The 18,888-nt window shown below is 53.0% G+C and carries 18 protein-coding genes and 1 pseudogene; 6 read left to right on the top strand and 13 right to left on the bottom strand.

Translation table 11 applies throughout. From position 1 onward, the window contains the following. Positions 1–3,141: a Cu(+)/Ag(+) efflux RND transporter permease subunit SilA gene (gene silA / locus ACOTXI_RS08150; RefSeq protein WP_058654438.1), complete on the top strand. Its 3,141-nt coding sequence runs from the start codon at positions 1–3 to the stop codon at positions 3,139–3,141. A gap of 41 nt (positions 3,142–3,182) precedes the next feature. Here the strand turns inward: silA and ACOTXI_RS08155 are convergent, their stop codons facing one another. The 4 genes and pseudogenes from ACOTXI_RS08155 to ACOTXI_RS08170 all read right to left on the bottom strand — a co-directional run bounded on the left by ACOTXI_RS08155 (position 3,183) and on the right by ACOTXI_RS08170 (position 7,034). Beyond that, positions 3,183–3,752, bottom strand: coding sequence for a hypothetical protein (locus ACOTXI_RS08155; protein ID WP_008503225.1), 570 nt, complete (start codon positions 3,750–3,752; stop codon positions 3,183–3,185). A gap of 15 nt (positions 3,753–3,767) precedes the next feature. Further along, positions 3,768–4,733 (bottom strand): hypothetical protein, encoded by a 966-nt coding sequence (locus ACOTXI_RS08160; protein ID WP_008503224.1) that lies wholly within the window; start codon positions 4,731–4,733, stop codon positions 3,768–3,770. A 160-nt stretch (positions 4,734–4,893) separates the two neighbouring features. Continuing rightward, a complete protein-coding gene (locus tag ACOTXI_RS08165) occupies positions 4,894–5,802 on the bottom strand; it encodes a LysR family transcriptional regulator (RefSeq protein WP_058654437.1) in 909 nt (302 codons plus the stop codon). 195 nt (positions 5,803–5,997) lie between these two features. Next, positions 5,998–7,034, bottom strand: a pseudogene (locus ACOTXI_RS08170) (aldo/keto reductase). Between the two features lie 413 nt (positions 7,035–7,447). Here ACOTXI_RS08170 and ACOTXI_RS08175 point away from each other — a divergent pair. Continuing rightward, positions 7,448–7,891 (top strand): PACE efflux transporter, encoded by a 444-nt coding sequence (locus ACOTXI_RS08175; RefSeq protein ID WP_008503221.1) that lies wholly within the window; start codon positions 7,448–7,450, stop codon positions 7,889–7,891. Between the two features lie 94 nt (positions 7,892–7,985). Next, positions 7,986–8,357 carry a VOC family protein gene (locus ACOTXI_RS08180; protein ID WP_058654436.1) on the top strand — a complete coding sequence of 124 codons (372 nt, stop codon included), beginning with the start codon at positions 7,986–7,988 and terminating at the stop codon, positions 8,355–8,357. Between the two features lie 60 nt (positions 8,358–8,417). Here ACOTXI_RS08180 and ACOTXI_RS08185 read toward each other — a convergent pair whose 3' ends face one another. Then, a complete protein-coding gene (locus ACOTXI_RS08185; protein WP_058654435.1) occupies positions 8,418–9,191 on the bottom strand; it encodes a DeoR/GlpR family DNA-binding transcription regulator in 774 nt (257 codons plus the stop codon). A gap of 86 nt (positions 9,192–9,277) precedes the next feature. Here ACOTXI_RS08185 and ACOTXI_RS08190 point away from each other — a divergent pair, with 86 nt between their 5' ends. Together ACOTXI_RS08190 and ACOTXI_RS08195 are read left to right on the top strand one after the other, a co-directional pair. Next, positions 9,278–9,862 (top strand): NUDIX domain-containing protein, encoded by a 585-nt coding sequence (locus ACOTXI_RS08190; protein WP_058654434.1) that lies wholly within the window; start codon positions 9,278–9,280, stop codon positions 9,860–9,862. A gap of 286 nt (positions 9,863–10,148) precedes the next feature. Further along, the gene (locus tag ACOTXI_RS08195) at positions 10,149–10,841 is read left to right on the top strand and encodes a helix-turn-helix transcriptional regulator (protein WP_008503218.1); all 693 of its coding nucleotides are present in this window, start codon (positions 10,149–10,151) and stop codon (positions 10,839–10,841) included. A gap of 14 nt (positions 10,842–10,855) precedes the next feature. On the opposite strand, the gene ACOTXI_RS08200 is transcribed toward ACOTXI_RS08195, so the two are convergent. Further along, positions 10,856–11,494 (bottom strand): acyl-homoserine-lactone synthase, encoded by a 639-nt coding sequence (locus tag ACOTXI_RS08200; RefSeq protein ID WP_058654433.1) that lies wholly within the window; start codon positions 11,492–11,494, stop codon positions 10,856–10,858. 437 nt (positions 11,495–11,931) lie between these two features. Between ACOTXI_RS08200 and tam the strand changes: the two genes are divergently transcribed. Continuing rightward, on the top strand, positions 11,932–12,690 hold the full coding sequence (gene tam, locus ACOTXI_RS08205) for a trans-aconitate 2-methyltransferase (RefSeq protein WP_008503216.1): 759 nt from the start codon (positions 11,932–11,934) through the stop codon (positions 12,688–12,690). Positions 12,691–12,695: 5 nt separating this feature from the next. Here the strand turns inward: tam and ACOTXI_RS08210 are convergent, their stop codons facing one another. The 7 genes from ACOTXI_RS08210 to ACOTXI_RS08240 all read right to left on the bottom strand — a co-directional run bounded on the left by ACOTXI_RS08210 (position 12,696) and on the right by ACOTXI_RS08240 (position 18,776). Continuing rightward, positions 12,696–13,886 (bottom strand): cytochrome c biogenesis protein/redoxin, encoded by a 1,191-nt coding sequence (locus ACOTXI_RS08210; protein ID WP_058654431.1) that lies wholly within the window; start codon positions 13,884–13,886, stop codon positions 12,696–12,698. 137 nt (positions 13,887–14,023) lie between these two features. Beyond that, on the bottom strand, positions 14,024–15,325 hold the full coding sequence (locus tag ACOTXI_RS08215) for an ATP-binding protein (protein ID WP_039266404.1): 1,302 nt from the start codon (positions 15,323–15,325) through the stop codon (positions 14,024–14,026). Continuing rightward, complete coding sequence (locus ACOTXI_RS08220; protein ID WP_045335759.1) at positions 15,322–16,062, bottom strand: response regulator; 741 nt, start codon at positions 16,060–16,062, stop codon at positions 15,322–15,324. Before ACOTXI_RS08220 ends, ACOTXI_RS08215 begins: the two co-directional genes overlap by 4 nt. A 44-nt stretch (positions 16,063–16,106) precedes the next feature. Then, the gene (locus tag ACOTXI_RS08225) at positions 16,107–17,102 is read right to left on the bottom strand and encodes an alpha/beta fold hydrolase (RefSeq protein ID WP_023292416.1); all 996 of its coding nucleotides are present in this window, start codon (positions 17,100–17,102) and stop codon (positions 16,107–16,109) included. A gap of 145 nt (positions 17,103–17,247) precedes the next feature. Continuing rightward, complete coding sequence (locus ACOTXI_RS08230) at positions 17,248–17,688, bottom strand: GNAT family N-acetyltransferase (protein ID WP_058654430.1); 441 nt, start codon at positions 17,686–17,688, stop codon at positions 17,248–17,250. Positions 17,689–17,700: 12 nt separating this feature from the next. Beyond that, complete coding sequence (locus ACOTXI_RS08235; RefSeq protein WP_058654429.1) at positions 17,701–18,171, bottom strand: GNAT family N-acetyltransferase; 471 nt, start codon at positions 18,169–18,171, stop codon at positions 17,701–17,703. An 11-nt stretch (positions 18,172–18,182) separates the two neighbouring features. Further along, complete coding sequence (locus ACOTXI_RS08240) at positions 18,183–18,776, bottom strand: hypothetical protein (protein WP_058654428.1); 594 nt, start codon at positions 18,774–18,776, stop codon at positions 18,183–18,185. Between the last annotated feature and the right edge of the window lie 112 nt (positions 18,777–18,888).

Genomic DNA, 18,888 nt, shown 5'->3' on the forward strand with positions numbered 1-18,888 from the left:
ATGATTGAATGGATTATCCGGCGTTCGGTTGCCAACCGTTTCCTGGTGATGATGGGTGCGCTGTTTCTCAGCGTCTGGGGGACATGGACCATCATCAACACCCCGGTCGATGCCTTGCCCGATCTGTCTGACGTTCAGGTGATTATCAAAACAAGCTATCCCGGCCAGGCCCCGCAGATTGTTGAAAACCAGGTGACCTATCCACTCACCACCACCATGCTGTCTGTTCCTGGCGCGAAGACCGTGCGCGGTTTTTCACAGTTTGGTGATTCGTATGTGTACGTTATTTTTGAAGACGGGACCGATCTGTACTGGGCCCGCTCGCGCGTGCTGGAGTACCTGAATCAGGTTCAGGGCAAACTCCCCGCCGGGGTGAGTTCCGAAATCGGCCCGGACGCCACGGGCGTAGGCTGGATATTTGAATATGCGCTGGTGGACCGTAGCGGAAAACACGATCTCGCCGAGCTGCGATCATTGCAGGACTGGTTCCTGAAATTTGAGCTGAAAACAATCCCGAACGTGGCCGAGGTGGCCTCCGTTGGCGGCGTGGTGAAGCAGTATCAGATTCAGGTTGACCCGTTAAAGCTGGCGCAGTTCGGCGTCAGCCTGCCGGAAGTTAAGCAGGCCCTTGAATCGTCTAATCAGGAAGCGGGGGGATCGTCCGTAGAAATCGCGGAAGCGGAATATATGGTGCGGGCCAGCGGCTATCTGCAGACCATCGATGATTTCAATCACATCGTCCTGAAATCCGGTGAGAACGGTGTGCCGATTTACCTGCGTGATGTTGCCCGCGTACAAACGGGGCCGGAAATGCGCCGTGGTATTGCCGAGCTGAACGGGCAGGGTGAAGTGGCGGGCGGCGTGGTGATCCTGCGTTCGGGTAAAAACGCGCGCGAGGTCATTACGGCGGTAAAAGACAAGCTGGAGACGCTGAAGGCCAGCCTGCCGGAGGGCGTTGAGATTGTGACCACCTACGATCGCAGCCAGCTCATCGACCGGGCCATTGATAACCTGAGCAGCAAACTTCTCGAAGAGTTTATCGTGGTGGCCATCGTCTGCGCGCTGTTCCTCTGGCACATTCGCTCGGCGCTGGTGGCGATTATCTCTCTGCCGCTTGGCCTGTGTATTGCCTTTATCGTCATGCATTTCCAGGGGCTGAACGCCAATATTATGTCGCTGGGAGGCATTGCCATCGCCGTCGGCGCGATGGTGGATGCCGCCATCGTGATGATTGAGAACGCGCATAAGCGGCTGGAAGAGTGGGATCACCAGCACCCGGGAGAGCAGATTGATAACGTCACCCGCTGGAAGGTGATTACCAACGCCTCTGTAGAGGTTGGACCGGCTCTGTTTATCAGCTTGCTGATCATCACTTTATCCTTCATTCCCATCTTTACCCTTGAGGGGCAGGAAGGGCGGCTGTTTGGTCCGCTGGCCTTCACCAAAACGTACGCCATGGCAGGAGCGGCCGCGCTGGCCATCATCGTGATCCCCATTCTGATGGGATTCTGGATCCGGGGTAAAATCCCCGCCGAGAGTCGTAACCCGCTGAACAGGCTGCTGATTAACGCCTATCATCCGCTGCTGATTCGGGTGCTCAACTGGCCCAAAACAACCCTGCTGGTTGCGGCCTTATCCATCTTCACGGTGATCTGGCCCCTGAGCCAGGTAGGCGGTGAGTTCCTGCCGAAGATTAATGAGGGCGATCTGCTGTATATGCCGTCGACGTTGCCCGGCGTCTCTCCGGCAGAAGCGGCCGCGCTCTTACAGACCACGGACAAGTTAATAAAAACCGTCCCTGAAGTGGCCTCTGTCTTCGGCAAGACCGGCAAAGCCGAAACGGCAACGGATTCCGCGCCGCTCGAAATGGTGGAAACCACAATTCAGCTTAAGCCTGAGGATCGGTGGCGACCCGGGATGACGATTGACAAGATCGTTGAGGAGCTTGATAAGACCGTTCGTTTGCCCGGTCTGGCGAATCTCTGGGTTCCGCCCATTCGCAACCGCATTGATATGCTGTCGACCGGGATTAAAAGCCCGATTGGCATCAAGGTGTCTGGTACCGTTCTGGCTGATATCGACGCCACGGCGCAGAGCATCGAAGCGGTAGCCAAAACGGTGCCGGGCGTGGTGTCTGCCCTGGCAGAACGTCTGGAAGGCGGGCGCTACATCGATGTCGATATCAACCGGGAGAAAGCCTCCCGCTATGGAATGACGGTGGGCGACGTGCAGCTGTTCGTCTCCTCGGCCATCGGCGGTGCGACGGTGGGTGAAACGGTGGAAGGCGTGGCCCGCTATCCGATTAATATTCGTTATCCTCAGGACTACCGGAATAGCCCGAGCGCGTTGAAGCAGATGCCGATCCTGACGCCAATGAAACAGCAGATTACGCTGGGTGATGTGGCGGATATCAACGTTGTTTCAGGCCCCACGATGCTGAAAACGGAGAATGCCCGGCCTGCGAGCTGGATTTATATCGATGCCCGCGGCAGGGATATGGTGTCGGTGGTGAACGACATTAAGACGGCCATCGGCCAGAACGTGAAGCTCAGGCCGGGTACCAGCGTGTCATTCTCCGGGCAGTTTGAACTGCTTGAGCACGCCAACAAGAAACTGAAGCTGATGGTGCCGATGACGCTGATGATCATTTTCATTCTGCTCTATCTGGCGTTCCGTCGCGTGGACGAAGCGTTGCTGATCCTGATGAGCCTGCCGTTCGCGCTGGTCGGCGGGATATGGTTCCTGTACTGGCAGGGCTTCCATATGTCCGTGGCAACCGGCACCGGGTTTATCGCCCTGGCCGGGGTGGCAGCAGAGTTTGGAGTGGTCATGCTGATGTATTTGCGTCATGCCGTTGAAGCACATCCGGCGCTGTCCCAGCGCGAAACGTTCACTGAACAGGGGCTTGATGACGCCCTTTATCAGGGCGCCGTGCTGCGCGTGCGGCCAAAGGCGATGACCGTCGCGGTGATTATTGCCGGTCTGCTGCCCATTCTCTGGGGGACCGGGGCAGGCTCAGAAGTCATGAGCCGGATAGCGGCGCCCATGATCGGCGGGATGATTACGGCACCGCTGCTATCGCTGTTTATTATTCCTGCGGCGTATAAGTTAATTTGGTTGCGCAGGCATAAAAAGCCTTAAAAAAACCCGCCGGTAGCGGCGGGTTTTTACGGGATGAATGCTTAGCGCGCCTTGCTGATCAGTTTGCGCCAGGCTCTGTTATGCAGAGTAAATAGCAGCATCTTATAGAAAGCGGTAGAGAAGATGCAGCTGCCACTAAGCCCCAGCATGACAGTACTCACCATCGCAGCGGTCAGACTGACGCCCGGAGCAGCGCTACCGCTCAGCGCGGCCAGCAAATAGGCTGCCGTTAATACCAGACTCATCACCGCCAGCGTAAGATGTAACCGCACGGCGCGCATGCTGCCTTTGCCAATCATAAACATCGTCACGCCGTTGATGCTTGCGAACAGGAGGGCGATCAGCACAACCCACACGAATACGCGTTCGGCTGGCTGGCCGAGTGCGGCGAGTACATCATAGCCCAACCACAGCTGAGGAATCGCGAAGCTGACAATTACCCCGAGAGTACTGATTGCCGCCGGAATACCCATGGTGTGTAGACCCACAGGTTTGCCCATTTCTTCAGCCAACTGAGTCTTTAGCTGTTGCAGCTGTGTCGGGGAGGTATTGCTTATGCTGGTAGCCACCTCGTTACAGTGTTGCAGGCGACGGGTTAAAACTTTAAACATTTAAATACTCAGCGTTCAGTTAGGTAAAAATGATTGCAGCACACCTACTACATAGCGTCCTGACTGGACGGTATTTTGTGGATTGCGGATAGTCCCAGTGAGTGAGCTCCCCACAAAGGCCGATGCGTTGTTGACCGCACTCATCAGTTCGCGCTGCAGTGATTTTTGTAACGATTCGCTTGGGAAACGTTTCGGATAAACACCTGCGCGGATCGCGGCCTTTACCCCGGCACTGGAGATACCTGGATTCTGCGCTTTAATGATCTCTTCCGTGATGCGCTTACGTTCGGCACGGCTCAGGCTCTGGAACCAGGCGGTAACTTTACTTGAAGACGCCGCTTTCATCAGCTTGTACGTTTCTAAAGTACCTCTTAGCGCGGTTCCTGCCGCAGCAAGCGAAATGACATCCAGAACTGTCGTGGTGGCAACGTACCAGTCCTGGCTGTCAAGCCATGCAACATCGGAACCATGGTCGTTATGGATAGCCAGCAGACGGCCCGCGCCAATCATGCATTGCGCTCCCGTAGCCAGTGTACCGGACAGACTAATCGCCGCAATCACACCAGACCCGCCAGCGGTAAACGGTACTGCCGCACCGGCACCAAACGCCATGACAAGCGTAACAATCATCGCGCCACAGGCAAAACCGGTCGAGGTAATTTCCGTAGCAAGTGACGGAGTAGTTAGCGTCGCAACCACAGCTTTTTCTGCACTGATTTCCTTAGCATCCGGAATTTTACTGATGACTACATGGCTGACGGTGCTCTGATTCACATCAGCAATGCGTCGAGACGGGCGAACCAGCCAGCGTTGCTTGCCATCATCAAAAATGATGCCGACATTGTAAAAATTACGCGTGCAGTCGAGCTGTGCGGCCAGCTTTTTAAAATCGATATCTGCACCGGCCTGTAGGCCAAGGCTTCGCGAGAGATCATAAGAGGGAAGGGTGCTGTCAGGCGACTGCTGACCGGGTAAGTTCATCGAGGAAGCTCCTTCATTCCGTGAGGACTATTAATTAGCAGGGTAATATATTGAAAAAATTTATGATTCGAAGATTAATACTTTGATAATAGCAGCGTTAACTCGGTGATCAAATGATTCCTACAACTGTTCCCGTATCGTCCCGCATGGAAGCGCTATTTCACAACCCCAGCGGCCTGGCCTCCTGTATGAACTCAATCAGAAGGCGAAGCCCGGTCGGCAGTTGCCGGCGGCTTGAATAATAGATATGAAAACCTTCCTCCAGCGGGGACCATTCCGTGAGCACCAGGCGGAGCCGACCATCCTTCACATAGGGTTCAACAAGAGGCTCCGGAAAATACATCAGACCAGCTCCGCCTAATACGGCCACAAGGCCCGTTTCAGCCTGGTTGACCGTCACTGAGCCTGGCACAGTGATTTGGTACGTTTCGCCGTCTCGCTCAAGTTCCCAGCGATAAATCCGATCGTCGCCGAGACGATTGCTTATACAACGATGGTGTAATAAATCATCCGGATGTTCAGGCGTTCCGTAACGTTCCAGGTAGTCTGGGGATGCGGCGATAACCCAGCGAATATCGGCAGATAAACGCCGGGCAACCATGTCTTCCGGGACGGTGCCACCATAGCGGATACCGGCATCGAAGCCCGCATCAGTGACGTCAACCATACGGTTGCTGGCCACAATATCGATTTCAATATCGGGATAGCGATCCATAAACGCGGGCATAACTGGCGCAAGCAAAAGATTGGCCGCTTCAACGGCAGCATTGATGCGGATACGTCCGCCAGGGGTATTACGATACTTGTTAAGCGATTCAAGTGCGCCTTCTATTATGTCGAAAGGCTGAAGGACAGACTGAACCAGTTCTTCACCTGCTGCCGTAGGGGTGACGCTCTTGGTCGTGCGATTAAGCAGGCGAACCCCGAGCCGGGTTTCCAGTCCCTTCAGGGCATGACTAAGCGCTGATGCACTGACACCTAATTCAATGGCAGCACGGCTGAAACTGCGATGACGTGCAATAGCCATGAAATAAATGAGATCGGCAACTTCAGCTCTGCTTATTTGCATACAGAATCCTTTTCCTTGTGCCTTAACGCCCGACTGCGTTGATACGGAAATGATATACACCATAGACCGATTAGCGCTAATCCGTTGCTGAATTTTTTTCACAAGTCCATCCACTTATCGCCTCTCACTGAAAACGGTGTGCTTCGTTATTCTTGAAAATAATGAGACCCGGCAACGCCGGGCCAGGGAAGGGTGTTAACGGTTCTGTATTGCTGAAGGCGGCGTGAGTGAAGGGGGCGTATCAGGAAGCGGGGGAATGATCCCGTCGACGGGGTGCGGCAGATAGAGTGCCTCGAGTTCCGTGATTTCAGCATCGCTAAGTGAAAAGTCTAGTGCGCTGATAGCCGTGGAAAGATGTTCTGGTTTGGTCGCGCCAATGATCGGGGCTGTGATGACCGTTTTTGATAGCAACCAGGCAAGTGCAACATGGGCTCTTGGCACATGGTGCTTTTCAGCAATGCTGGCAACAACATCAATAACGGGCTTATCCAGAAGGGCTGCGTTCTCGTACATTTTTAATGCAAAGGCATCGTTTTGCGTTCGTCGGGACGTGACACTCCAGTCGCGCGTAAGCCTGCCGCGCGCCATCGGACTCCAGGGGATCACTCCAACGCCCTGGTCTTCACACAGGGGCAGCATCTCGCGCTCTTCTTCCCGGTAAAGCAGGTTGTATTGCGGTTGCATCGTGATAAATCGAGTCCAGCCGTTACGCTCTGCAGTATGCTGCATTTTTGCAAAGCGCCAGGCTTCCATAGATGATGCGCCGATGTAACGTACTTTTCCTGATTTAACGAGGTCATGCAGAGCCTCCATGGTCTCTTCAACAGGCGTGGAGTGGTCAAAGCGGTGAATCTGAAAGAGATCCACATAATCCTACCTAAGCGCATCAGGCTATCGTCAATAGACTGAAAAATGGCCTTGCGGGAAAGAAACCCGGTATTGGGTGAGTTGCGCCACGGAAAGAAGGTCTTTGTCGCCACAACGATCTCATCGCGTCTGGCCATTTCTCTCAGCGCTTTTCCAGTGATCTCTTCAGAACTTCCGCCCGAGTAGATATTCGCGGTATCAAAAAAATTAATGCCCGCTTCAAGCGCCTGTCGAATGAGCGGACGTGACGCCTTTTCATCCAGGGACCAGGGTTGAGGCAAACGTTCGGGGTCACCATAGCTCATACAACCGAGACAAAGACGGGAGACTTTCAAACCGCTACGACCCAGATTCACATACTTCATTCGGTGTTCCTTCTTTTATTGCCAGCAATTCTGTATGTGACAGGGTATTGCACTGACATGAAGGGAACCAGCATGCGCCATCGAATGGTGTTTTGAGTTTTTTTCACAAATCGTCGTTATCGACAGTGAAAGACGAGAAGCGAGAGGGTGGTCAGAATTAATAACAGATTGATGTATCAGCTCGTGATTAGCTATCAGATGCCATTTAACATAATATACATTATGCGCACTAACGTAAGTGGAGGCAAAATCTGCATTTCTGCGGTCATGATTGACCTGGTCCATTAAGCATGTGAAGCCACCTTTTCAGGCATGATTTGTGTCGAGGCCCCGCACGACCCAACGTCTACGTTTACACATGGTTGAAAGACGTTTGATATACTTCAGCCTTTGCCCACTGCTGCCGTAAACCTATGGAAATTGAATTAGATAAAAGCTTTAGAGAAAGGATTTTCCACGCGGTTATTTTTGAAGTCACGGCCAACATTATCATCGCGCTGTCGCTTGCCTGGCTGATGAACGTGTCGGTACTCCAGTCTGGCTCGCTGTCCGTGATATCCGCGCTTACCGCCACGGCCTGGAATTTTGTGTTTAACAAATTCTTTGACGCTCTTCAGAAAAAATACCAGTTTGAAAGAACGTTCCTCGTCCGCGCGCTCCATGCGGCCTGTTTCGAAGCCGGACTTATCATCACGTTAATTCCTGTGGCCATGGTGATGCTGCATTTAACGATGACGGAGGCATTTTTTGTTGAGATTGGTTTGGTACTGTTTTTCCTGCCGTACACGATGCTGTTTAACTGGGTTTACGATTACCTGCGCTGGACATTTGTTGGACGGAAACGGTCTGCTATGTAACGAGATATCTGTCACATAGACGCACCTGTGCTCATATTCGACTCCTGTCACCTTCTATACTCTTCATTTCTCTATCGCTTTCAAGGAGTCGATAATGTTTGATCATGTGAAATTTGGCGTCAGCGATTATGAAAAAAGTAAAACCTTCTTCCTCGAGGCGCTTCGTCCGCTTGGTGTTGAACTCGTCGATGAAGGCGCGCCGGATTATGGTGTTGAGATGAGCTCTGGCGACGTTTCGCTTTGCCTTTTCCAGACAAATGACAAACCAGCGCCTCTGCATCTGGCGTTTGTGGCCAAGACCCGTCAGCAGGTAGATGATTTTTACCATGCCGCGCTGGGCGCTGGCGGACGTGATAACGGTGAGCCGGGGCTACGTTCCTATGGTGAAAATTACTATGCCGCTTTTGTCATCTCGCCTGATGGTCATAACATCGAAGCCGTATGCCATGCGCCGCAAAGTCGGTAGCCCAAATATTTCGCTTGAGAACATTTTAGAAGCTAAATCCTGACAGCCAGTCGCTGGCTGTCAGAGGCTGTCACGATCTGAGGTCAGCACGACGGATACCCCCTTTTCCGATACCGCGCGGATCCACTCCTTATCTGTACCGTCTTCAACGATGATGGTATTCACTGAAGATACATCGCCAATCACAAACGACGACGCGGTGTTGATCTTTTCCGGAGACGCCAGAACGACCGTTTCCGCGGCTCTGCCGGAAAATGCACGTTTGATGCATGCCTCTTCGAAATCGCCGGTTGTCAGCCCCGCATCCGGATGAATACCGGTCACGCCCAGAAAGAACAGATCTGCATGAATATTCTCTATGCCTTCGATGGCCGCCGCGCCGACCGCAACAATCGAGTGTTTATACAACCGTCCGCCGATCAAAATCACCTCAATGGCAGGATGATCAACAAGCCCCAGAGCAATACTCGGGCTGTGCGTCACCACGGTGATGCGCAAGTCAGGCGGGAAAAAGGTAATCAGCTCCGAGGTTGTCGTGCCACCGTCGATAATCACTACCTGGCCTGATGAAATCAGCTGTGCCCCTTTGCGGGCCACCCTTTTTTTTGCATCCATCTTCACGGATTGTCGTTCGGCAAACGGAGCAATTGCGGAAGATGACGGTAGTGCGCCGCCGTGAACACGCTGCAAACGCCCTTCTGCCGCCAGCTCGCGGAGATCGCGCCGGATAGTGTCTTCAGAGACGTCGAAAAGAATGCTCAGCGCTTTTGACTGGACCTGACCTTCGGCACCCAGCTTTTCAAGGATCAATTGTTTTCGCTGACGAGTGAGCATCCTGTTTTCCTGATGTTGCATGTTTTACCTTGAAAGTGCATGATGTTGCTGTTTATGAGTATTACTCTACGTAAGGAGGAACAATCGTGCAATCAAAACGTGCAGATGTGCGCATCATTAACAGTGAAACCCTGTCAGATAACTGGTACATCCTAAAAAAATACACCTTCGACCTGCAGCGCCGTGATGGCGAATGGCAGCGGCAACAGCGGGAAGTCTATGACCGTGGTAACGGCGCGACGATTCTTCTCTACAACCGTGAGAAAAAGACGGTCATCCTGACGCGCCAGTTCCGCTTCCCTGTTTTTATTAACGGCCATGAGGACGATTTAATTGAAGCGGCGGCGGGATTGCTGGACAACATGGCTCCTGAAAGCCGCATCAAAGCAGAAGCGGAAGAAGAGACCGGATTCCACGTTACGCGCGTAGAGAAAATCTTTGAAGCCTATATGAGCCCGGGCTCTGTCACGGAAAAACTCTATTTTTATCTTGCCGAGTATCAGCCGAAAGACAGAACCGGCGTCGGCGGCGGGATCAAGGCTGAGGGAGAAGATATCGACGTGCTGGAAATGACGCTTGAAGAGGCATTACGCCGCATTGAAACCGGCAAGATTGTCGACGGTAAAACCATCATGTTGCTTTATCATATTGCCCTGAAAGGCATTCTGTAACCCACTGGTTTAAATCCTGATTTCAATTTGTATGAACCTGAGGGAAAAGGGTAAAACCTCCTAAATTTTGCAGCCTACTATATTTAGTGAACGATTTCGAAATTCGATAAAAACATCAACAATTCCCTAAGTCATCTGCATTTACCATTCAAAAATCCCAAATGTTCACGAGGCTGCCAGTTGAGGCAGCCTGTCTTATCTGTTGACTGGATTAAAATGCGACTCGCTACAGATAACGAAGCATATTATACTTGCTCCTCCACTCGTACAGGAGGCAGCAACTCACGTGAAGGATACATATTACAACGACTTAACGATCAATACGCAAATTCAGAGTGAGCTGGACGCGTTTTTTGAGGACTTCAAAGGGATCGTCTTCGCCTACGCCATTATGAACAAGAAAGATCCCTCACAGATGAGGATAATCAATAACAGTCCAGAGTGGTTTACTATCTACCTTGAAAAAAAATATCAGTTCATTGACCCTGTTATCATTCGGGCTTTACGCTGTGTGGAAGATTTTTTCTGGGAAAGTGATGTTGTCCTGTCAGATGGTTATAACCTGACGCGTATTTTCGACGAAAGTGTCCAGTATGATATTTATCAGGGACAGACGTTTCCTCTGCATGACTATTTGAATAATCTTGTTGTCTTATCCGTCATCAGTCCTAAGCATTCTGGGATTGACATTGAAAAATATCGGCCGCATTTTCTACGTTTCCTAGTTCAGTTACACCAGAAGACACTCAATCTGTATAGTCAGCATCAGCAGAAAAAGAATGTTTTCCTGTCGCCACGTGAGCGCCAAATCCTTAAATGGGTCAGCGCCGGAAAAACGTACGCAGAAATTTCTGTTATATTGTCTATTGCTGAGCGCACCGTTAAATTCCATATGGGCAACATCATGAAAAAGCTCGGCGTGAATAATGCAAGGCACGCAATAAAACTTGGAACGGAACTCCGGTTACTGGAGGACTGAGCCTCAGCCACTGGTTATAAATGGCGTAAGTGCTCGAGCATTTCGCGAAGCCAGTGACTGGATTTGTCTTTGCTAATAATGTCTTCAATAATGCTGGTGCTGGCGGGCATATAAATATAGTAAATAATCTCGCCTTTTTCAGAAACACCACGCTGAATAACTTCAACTTTCCAGTTCGCATGGCGAAATATGGCATACATTCCACGACTGGCTACAGCATACATTCCATGATATTTGTTCTTCATGCAATAAATATTCATTGCAAGAAACAATGCTTTACTGGCGGGCACGCCATGCAGACTTGCGGAATCTCGTATTTCTTTATCTAAAAATAAACGGCTCACTTCACAACAAGGAACATCTGCGGGAAAAATAATGGGGTTGTCGAAATAATTATGAAAAATTTCGCTTATCATCGTGGGCTGCGTTGCGTTAATAAATCGTGCGCCGCATAACAGTTGTCCATCATACATACCCAGTAAATATGTCGTGTTATGGGAATCAAATTGATCCTTCTCCATACCTTCGACGCATTCCACTTTCCAGTCGAGTCGGTCCCGAAACGTTTTTCTCCGGAGTCGGTAAAGTTCGCGCGCTAATGCTGGGGGTAAATCATCGTAGTCGTGTAAAAAAAATTCAATGACAGAATTCATGCTCTTGTTCCTGATAATAACACCTGAAACTATTATCACCTGTCTTTTAGGACAGCTTTCATTGTGCCGCATATTCCCTATACTTAAAAAGTACCTGACCACGAAGTTCTCGCAAAACTAAGCGGCCAGGAGGTCAAAGACCTACGAAACACCAGGGATATACCCATCGATGATTATCTAATATTTAAAGTTTCGGGTACAGAGCATAAGAAGCACTTTGCCGATAAAATATTAAAAAACAATAATCATAAAATAATTCAATAAATGTATTGCCCCTTAATCTTTTAAGGGGTAATATTTCCGTTTTATTATTTTTTGCACCTCTCCTCATTTTCTGACTCTGCTGGCTTCTTCTGGCCAAACACCCTCGCCAATACCGCTTTGCAGGCATCTGCCTGTGCTATTCTTGCAGAAACATGCAAAACGGAGAATTGATAATGGCCGACTGGAACCCTTCTCTTTACCTGCAATTTGGCGCAGAAAGAACGCGTCCGGCCGCAGAACTGCTCGCCAGAGTTCCTCTGGATGAGGCCGCTACCATTGCGGATTTGGGCTGCGGACCGGGAAACAGCACCGCGCTGTTGAAGCATCGCTGGCCTTCTGCTCACATCACCGGGGTCGATAACTCCCCTGCCATGCTCGAGGAAGCACGCGCCGCCTTACCCGATTGCCATTTTGTAGAGGCCGATATTCGTCAGTACACGCCCGGCCAGCCGCTGAGCCTGATTTATGCCAACGCGTCGCTGCAATGGATTCCGGACCATTACGATCTCCTGCCGCATCTTGTTTCCCTGCTTAAGCTAAATGGCGTGCTGGCGGTCCAGATGCCTGATAACTGGCTGGAACCCACCCATGTGGCGATGCGTGAAGTGGCGCTGGAGCAAGACTATCCAGACCGTGGCCGCGAACCGCTGCCGGGCGTACACGCTTATTACGATATTCTGTCGGAAGCTGGCTGTGACGTGGATATCTGGCGGACAACCTATTATCACAAAATGAGCTCTCATCAGGCGATTATTGACTGGGTAAGCGCCACCGGCCTGCGCCCCTGGCTTCAGGAACTGAACGAGAGCGAGCAGAAACGGTTCCTGAAACGCTACCATGAACTGCTGGAAGAGCAGTATCCGCTCCAGGAAAACGGGCAGATACTGCTGGCTTTTCCAAGGTTGTTTATCGTGGCTCAACGCCAGCCCTGATCCGATTATGAGCGGGCTTCTTTGAGCAGCTGCTGGATAACCTTTTCCTGTTGCTCATAGTCACCTTCGCCAAAGGCGGTATAGCGCAGCTGCCCTTTGGCATCAAAATAGTAATGTGCTGGCCAGTACTGATTGCCGAACGCATTCCAGATTTGATAGTTGTTATCCGTCACCACCCGATACGGCAGTTGCCATTTATTCACCGCATTTTTAACCGACGACAGCGGTTTCTCCCAGGGATATTCCGGGGTGTGAACGCCAATCACCACCAGACCCTGCGGCTGGTACTTTGTGGCCCACTCCCGCACATGGGGGAGCGTATGCTGGCAATTAATGCAGTCCCACGTCCAGAAATCAATCAGTACAACCTTTCCCCGTAACGATTCAGGCGTGACAGGGTCACCGTTTATCCACCCTGTTCCACCGCTTAGCGAAGGCAGCTGGCTGCTGGGCTCTGTCATGACTACCGGCTGGAGCTTCACCGGCGCGGTGGCAGGTTTCGTTAGATTCAAGAGCGCCGTCTCAAGACGGTCCGCGACGCCGTTTGCCCCTTTCAGTAGCGAAGTCATCCCCGTCGCGTTCAGGACGACTGCGGCTAACATCGCCACCCCCGCACCCTGACGCAACTTCGCCATTAGCGCCGATTTTGCTCTCAGTGGTGCCATCAGCGAGCGTCCGCCGAACACGAGTAGACCCAGCATCAGCGCGCATCCGCTGCCATAGGCGGCAAGCAGTGCGCCTGTGGCGATGGCCGAATGCCCCGCAATATTAATGCTGAAAATCGCGCCCAGAATAGGCCCGGCGCAGGGAGACCAGAGCAGCCCAACCGCTAGCCCGGCCAGAAAAGCCGATGCCATTCCGCGCGTTTGCCCGCTACGGCTGTTGAGAACATGTCCCGCGCTGACGGCCGGTCCCGCAATACGCTGGGCGAAAGACGGGAAAATCAAGGCCAGCGCGGCGGTGGCCAGAATGACGAGCGCGATCCAGCGCCCGACAATGGTTGCCTCTGTTATCCACTCGCTGGCGACGGTGACGACCATTGCCACCAGAGTGAACATCACGATCATCCCCGCAAGCAGGGCCAGAATATGCCGACGCTGCCCCTGGAAACCGGCGAACAGGAGTGGAATAACCGGGAGCGTACATGGGCTGAGCAGGCTTATCATCCCGCCCAGAAAAGCGATTACCAGAAACATAGTGACCTCACATGACATGTCCTGCGACACTGCAGTGAGGCTATTTCATCGTGCGGATGTGTTCAGGGTATGTGTAAACGCGTGGGTTTTGTCTGGCTCTGTATCGCCCAGGCCGGGAGATACAAAGCCGTACAATTCTACGAACGACGCGGTAGCGTAATGGCGACATCCAGTCCGCCCCCGGCGCGGTTCGCCAGCCTGAGTTTTCCTTCCAGCTGTGCGGTCAGCTGCGCGGCAATCGCCAGGCCGAGTCCTGTCCCGCCGGTATCGCGGTTACGCGAGGTTTCAACCCGATAAAACGGCTGCAGAACCGCCTCCAGCTCGGCTTCGGGTATTCCCGGTCCGTCGTCCATAATGTGAATAATGACCTCGCTGTCCGACGAAACGTCTATCGCAATCGCAGCACGCTCGCCGAATTTGAGGGCGTTATCCAGCAGGTTGGTCATCACCCGGCGAAGCGCCTGCGGCCGCGTGACGATGGGCAAGCGGGTATCGCTTGCCTGAAAGTGCACGTTTTTACCGATGTCCTGATAATCGCAGGCGATGCTGTTGATCCAGGCGTTCAGCTCCAGCTTCAGAGACGTCTCCTCCAGTGATTCCGATGACCGGGCATACGCAATGCCCTCCCGCACCAGACGAGACATGTTATCAAGGTCGTTCAGGAGCTTGTCGCGAAGTTCAGGCTCTCCGGCCATTTCGACGCGCAGCTTCATGCGGGTAATGGGCGTCTGGAGATCGTGAGAAATCGAGGCCAGGATCTGCGCGCGTTCCCGGAGATAAGACTGAATGCGCGCCTGCATGGCGTTGAAGGCATGCGCTGCCCGCTGCACCTCAAGCGGCCCTTTTTCCGTCATAAGCGTGCTGGCCGCCGGATCCAGCGCATCCACCGCGCGGGTAAAGTGTGAAAAAGGCCGTACCACCTGCCGCACGGCGATCCAGGCGCAGACGGCCAGTACGAGCAGCTGCAGGATGAGGACGACCGGTAGCCAGCTGGCGACGGGCGGCATGCGTGGGATCAGGTCAATGGTCAGCGGTGCGCCATCACGTAACGTAAGGTGGGCTTGAATATGTGAAATGGCGCCAGGAACGGCGGTAAAGCTAAGCGGGTAATGCGCGGCCAGCGTCGCTTTTAAGGTTCTGATGGCGTCCTGCGAACGCTTATCCGTCGGCGCTGCGCCGGGTTCCCCTGTGCCCAGGATATAACGATAGTTACCTCGTTCAAGCCGCGGCAGCCAGGCGGCGCGTTCGCTGGCCGGTAAGCGGTCTAAAATGGCGACGCTGGTTGCGACATCGTTTTCCAGATTACCGAGCATCACCGTGCGGGCGCTGTGCATGCGTTCAACCATGACCAGCGTCAGGCTCAGGGCGTTAGCCAGCAGCAGACCGGCCAGCACGACGAGCAGCAAACGGGCCAGCAGCGAGCGCGGCCAGATCGTCATTCGTTAACCTCTTTGATGGTCACCGGCATCGTAAAGACGTAGCCTTCGCTGCGCACGGTTTTGATATAGGCGGGCGTGCGGGCATCTTCATTGAGACGCTGGCGAACCCGGCTAACCAGCAGGTCGATTGAGCGTTCAAACAGCTCGGCGTCTCGCCCCTGCGTCAGGTTGAGCAGCTGGTCTCGGGTCAGCACGCGCTGCGGATGGTCAAGGAAAACGCGCAGCAGACGATACTCCGCTCCGCTGAGCGCGACGATCACCCCTTCCGGGTCGATTAAGTGGCGAGCGACGGTATCGAGCTGCCATTCACCGAACATCACCAGCCGCCCTGCTTCCGTTACCTGTAAATTGGGCGGCATCGCGCGAAAACGCCGTAAAATCGCTTTAATGCGCGCCAGCAGTTCACGCGCGACAAACGGCTTCACGACGTAATCATCCGCCCCCATCTCCAGCCCCAGGATCCTGTCCGTCTCCTCGTTACGCGCGGTCAGCATCAGAATGGGCAAATCTTTATACTTCCCGACGCGCAGCTCTCGACACAGCGTAAGGCCGTCGTCACCGGGCATCATGATATCCAGCACCACCAGGTCGATATGCTGTTTATCCAGCACGGCACGCATCTCTTTGCCGTTCGCCGCGCCGGAGGCGCGATAACCGGACTTAACGAGATAGTCGACAATCAGTTCACGAATATCCCTGTCGTCATCGACGACAAGGATGTGGTCAATATGTTCCACCGAACTCTCCAGACCGAAGGGTAACGTACTGAAAATAGCACATTTCACAGCTTGTCCGCGTCGATAACCGCCTTAACGAAATCCTGCGGATCTTCCTGAGGCGGATTGTGCCCCACGGTTGCGCCGAAGGTGCGGTGCTCATATTTGCCGGTAAATTTAGCTGCATAGGCCTGCGGTGCCGGATGCGGCGCGCCGTTGTTGCCGCCTTCGATGGTGATCGTTGGTACGGTGATATTCGGTAGCGTGGCCAGTTTTTGCTCGTAGCGGTCGTATTTGCGCTCGCCTTTTTCCAGCCCTAAACGCCAACGATAGTTACTGAGCGTCACCGCGACGTGGTCCGGGTTATCGAGGGATTTGGCGCTGGCGTTAAAGACCGCGTCGCTGAATTTCCAGTCAGGCGAGGCCTGCGACCAGATTAAGCGCGCAAAGTCATGCGTGTTTTTGGCATAGCCTTCCGCACCGCGCTCTGTCGCAAAATAGAATTGATACCACCACTGCTGCTCTGCTTTTGGCGGCAGCGGCTGTTTGCCAATCTGCTGGCTGCTAATGAGATACCCGCTCACCGACACCAGTGATTTTACGCGCTCTGGCCACAGCGCAGCGACGATATCCGCCGTCCGGGCGCCCCAGTCATAGCCTGCAAATACCGCATGCCTGATATTCAGGGCATCCATCAGATTAACGATATCTTTCGCCATCGCCGAGGGCTGGCCGTTGCGCGGTGTGTTTGCTGACAGGAAGCGCGTGGTACCGTAGCCGCGCAGAGACGGCACAATGACCCGGTAACCTTTTGCCGCCAGAGCCGGTGCAACCTCGGCGTAGCTGTGAATATCGTAGGGCCAGCCGTGCAATAAAATAACCGGCTGACCGTCTTTCGGGCCAATGTCGACATAACCGACGTTCAGATCGCCAGCGTTAATTTGCTGGGGATGATCAAAGGCGGCCGCGAAATTCGTGCCGGTGGCTTCCGCCTGACAGGACATCACGGTGCCAAGCGAAACGGTCAGTGCGAGGGTTGAGTAAGCAAGTTTGCTGAACATGTTGGTATCTCCGGTTGAGTACAATTCACGGGGATATCACAACACCTCAATGTATAGCGGATATGTGCGAAAGCGGGTTTATTGCAAGCCTGTGTATGTATCCGGGACGCTGATACAGTGTGATACAAACACAGGCCTTGAAGTCTTAGAGGGAGAGACGGTAGCGGACGTAGTCGTCAGCTTCACCATATTTGTCATAAAGTTTACGCGCCGGGTTGTTCTCCCGGGTGACCCAGTACAGTTTCGACCACCCTTCGCGCTTGCCTTCCTCAATCAGAGCGTCAATGAGCGCCTTACCGGCCCCCGCCCCGCGTTCGGCAGCATCAACAAACAGATCTTCCAGGTAGCAGATGGGCGCGGTTGACCAGGTGCCTTCGTGCAGAACACGCATTGCGAAACCGATGATCTTTTCGTCCTTCTCCACGACCCGGCAGAACATCGATGAATGCGCTGAGAGCGCCCTTTCCCACGTCGCTGCGGTGACGGATTCCTCGAGGTAGCAATCATAAAAATGGGTATAGCCGTCCCACAGCGGTCGCCATTGGGAATAGTCGTCTTTGCATAGAGGTCGTACCGTAACAGCCATGTTTTCCTCACATTACAGAGTAATCGCCATTTCAAAACAGCGTAAATCAGCCCCCGCCATACGCGAGTGATGATAGTTTTCGCGCAGCGTCACAAACCCCAGCTTCTGATAAAACGACTGGGCGTTAGGCGTTGCATCAAGCGTCAGGCGGGTTATCCCCCGGCAACGGGCCTCATGTTTGAGGGCCTCGATAATCCGGGTCGCCATGCCTTTGCCGGAGGCTGCGGGCAAGGTGAAAATCGCCTCCAGGCAATGGGTATCCAGATCGAGGTAGCCGGTTGCCGCAACATCGCCCTTTTCATCTTCAACCACGTAAAAAGGGTATTCAATGACCATTTGCCGATAGCGTTCGGGCATCAGATCGGGCGTCCAGCGCGCAATGACCTCAGCGTCGTAACTGGTTTTACAGCCGTGACGAATCGCCTGATTGCGTATATTCCAGAGTGTTTCGGCTTCCTGTGGCGTGGCTTTTCGTAATGTCATAACCTCCCCCTTTAACGGCTTTTTAGCCGCATTTCCCGTGCCAATCTGGCAAGACGCTGAGTACGACAATAGAGCGTAAACAGAACAAAGCCGCTGCCGTTCATCACCACCCGACAAAGTAACAGCGCGAAAGATGCAATGACGTGTGGCCAGAGGCTTCCATCATGAGAAAGCATGACATGTAGAACCTGAACGAGGGTCGTTATCAGCAGAATGATTAACAACGCCCTAAACCCCAATAATCCCGACGTCTTCCCACGAGCCAGGAGTACGCTTATCACAATGAGCGCGCCTGTCATCGTCAATGATGGTACGAAAAAGCTCAATGCATGATGTAAAGGTGACAACCCCTGCAACGCGCTGAGAAAAGGCAGAAGGTTTAACGCAAACGCCACTAAAAACAGAGGTAACAGAAACGCTACCGGATAAGGATTTTGACGCGGAAGTTCGCTGAGAGGACGCGAAAAATACCGTTCCAGCTCGGGCGTGGAATGATTCAAGAGACGGATACGGATATCACGATGAGCAATAGTCTCCTCTATCTCTTTGCCATGCTGCAGGAGATCCTGGAAAACCCGTCCGGTTAAAAGAGACACAAAGCTCATCAATATTTCGCCATTAAAGAAAGGATGCCCATTTCTGGTAGGGAATGAACCCAGCGCGCCTCAGCTGAATGTGATAGAGATAAAAATACCAGAACGCAAACAAAAGCATAAC

This window comes from Enterobacter cloacae complex sp. BZL2005 (assembly GCF_049238885.1).
Lineage (GTDB): Bacteria > Pseudomonadota > Gammaproteobacteria > Enterobacterales > Enterobacteriaceae > Enterobacter > Enterobacter roggenkampii.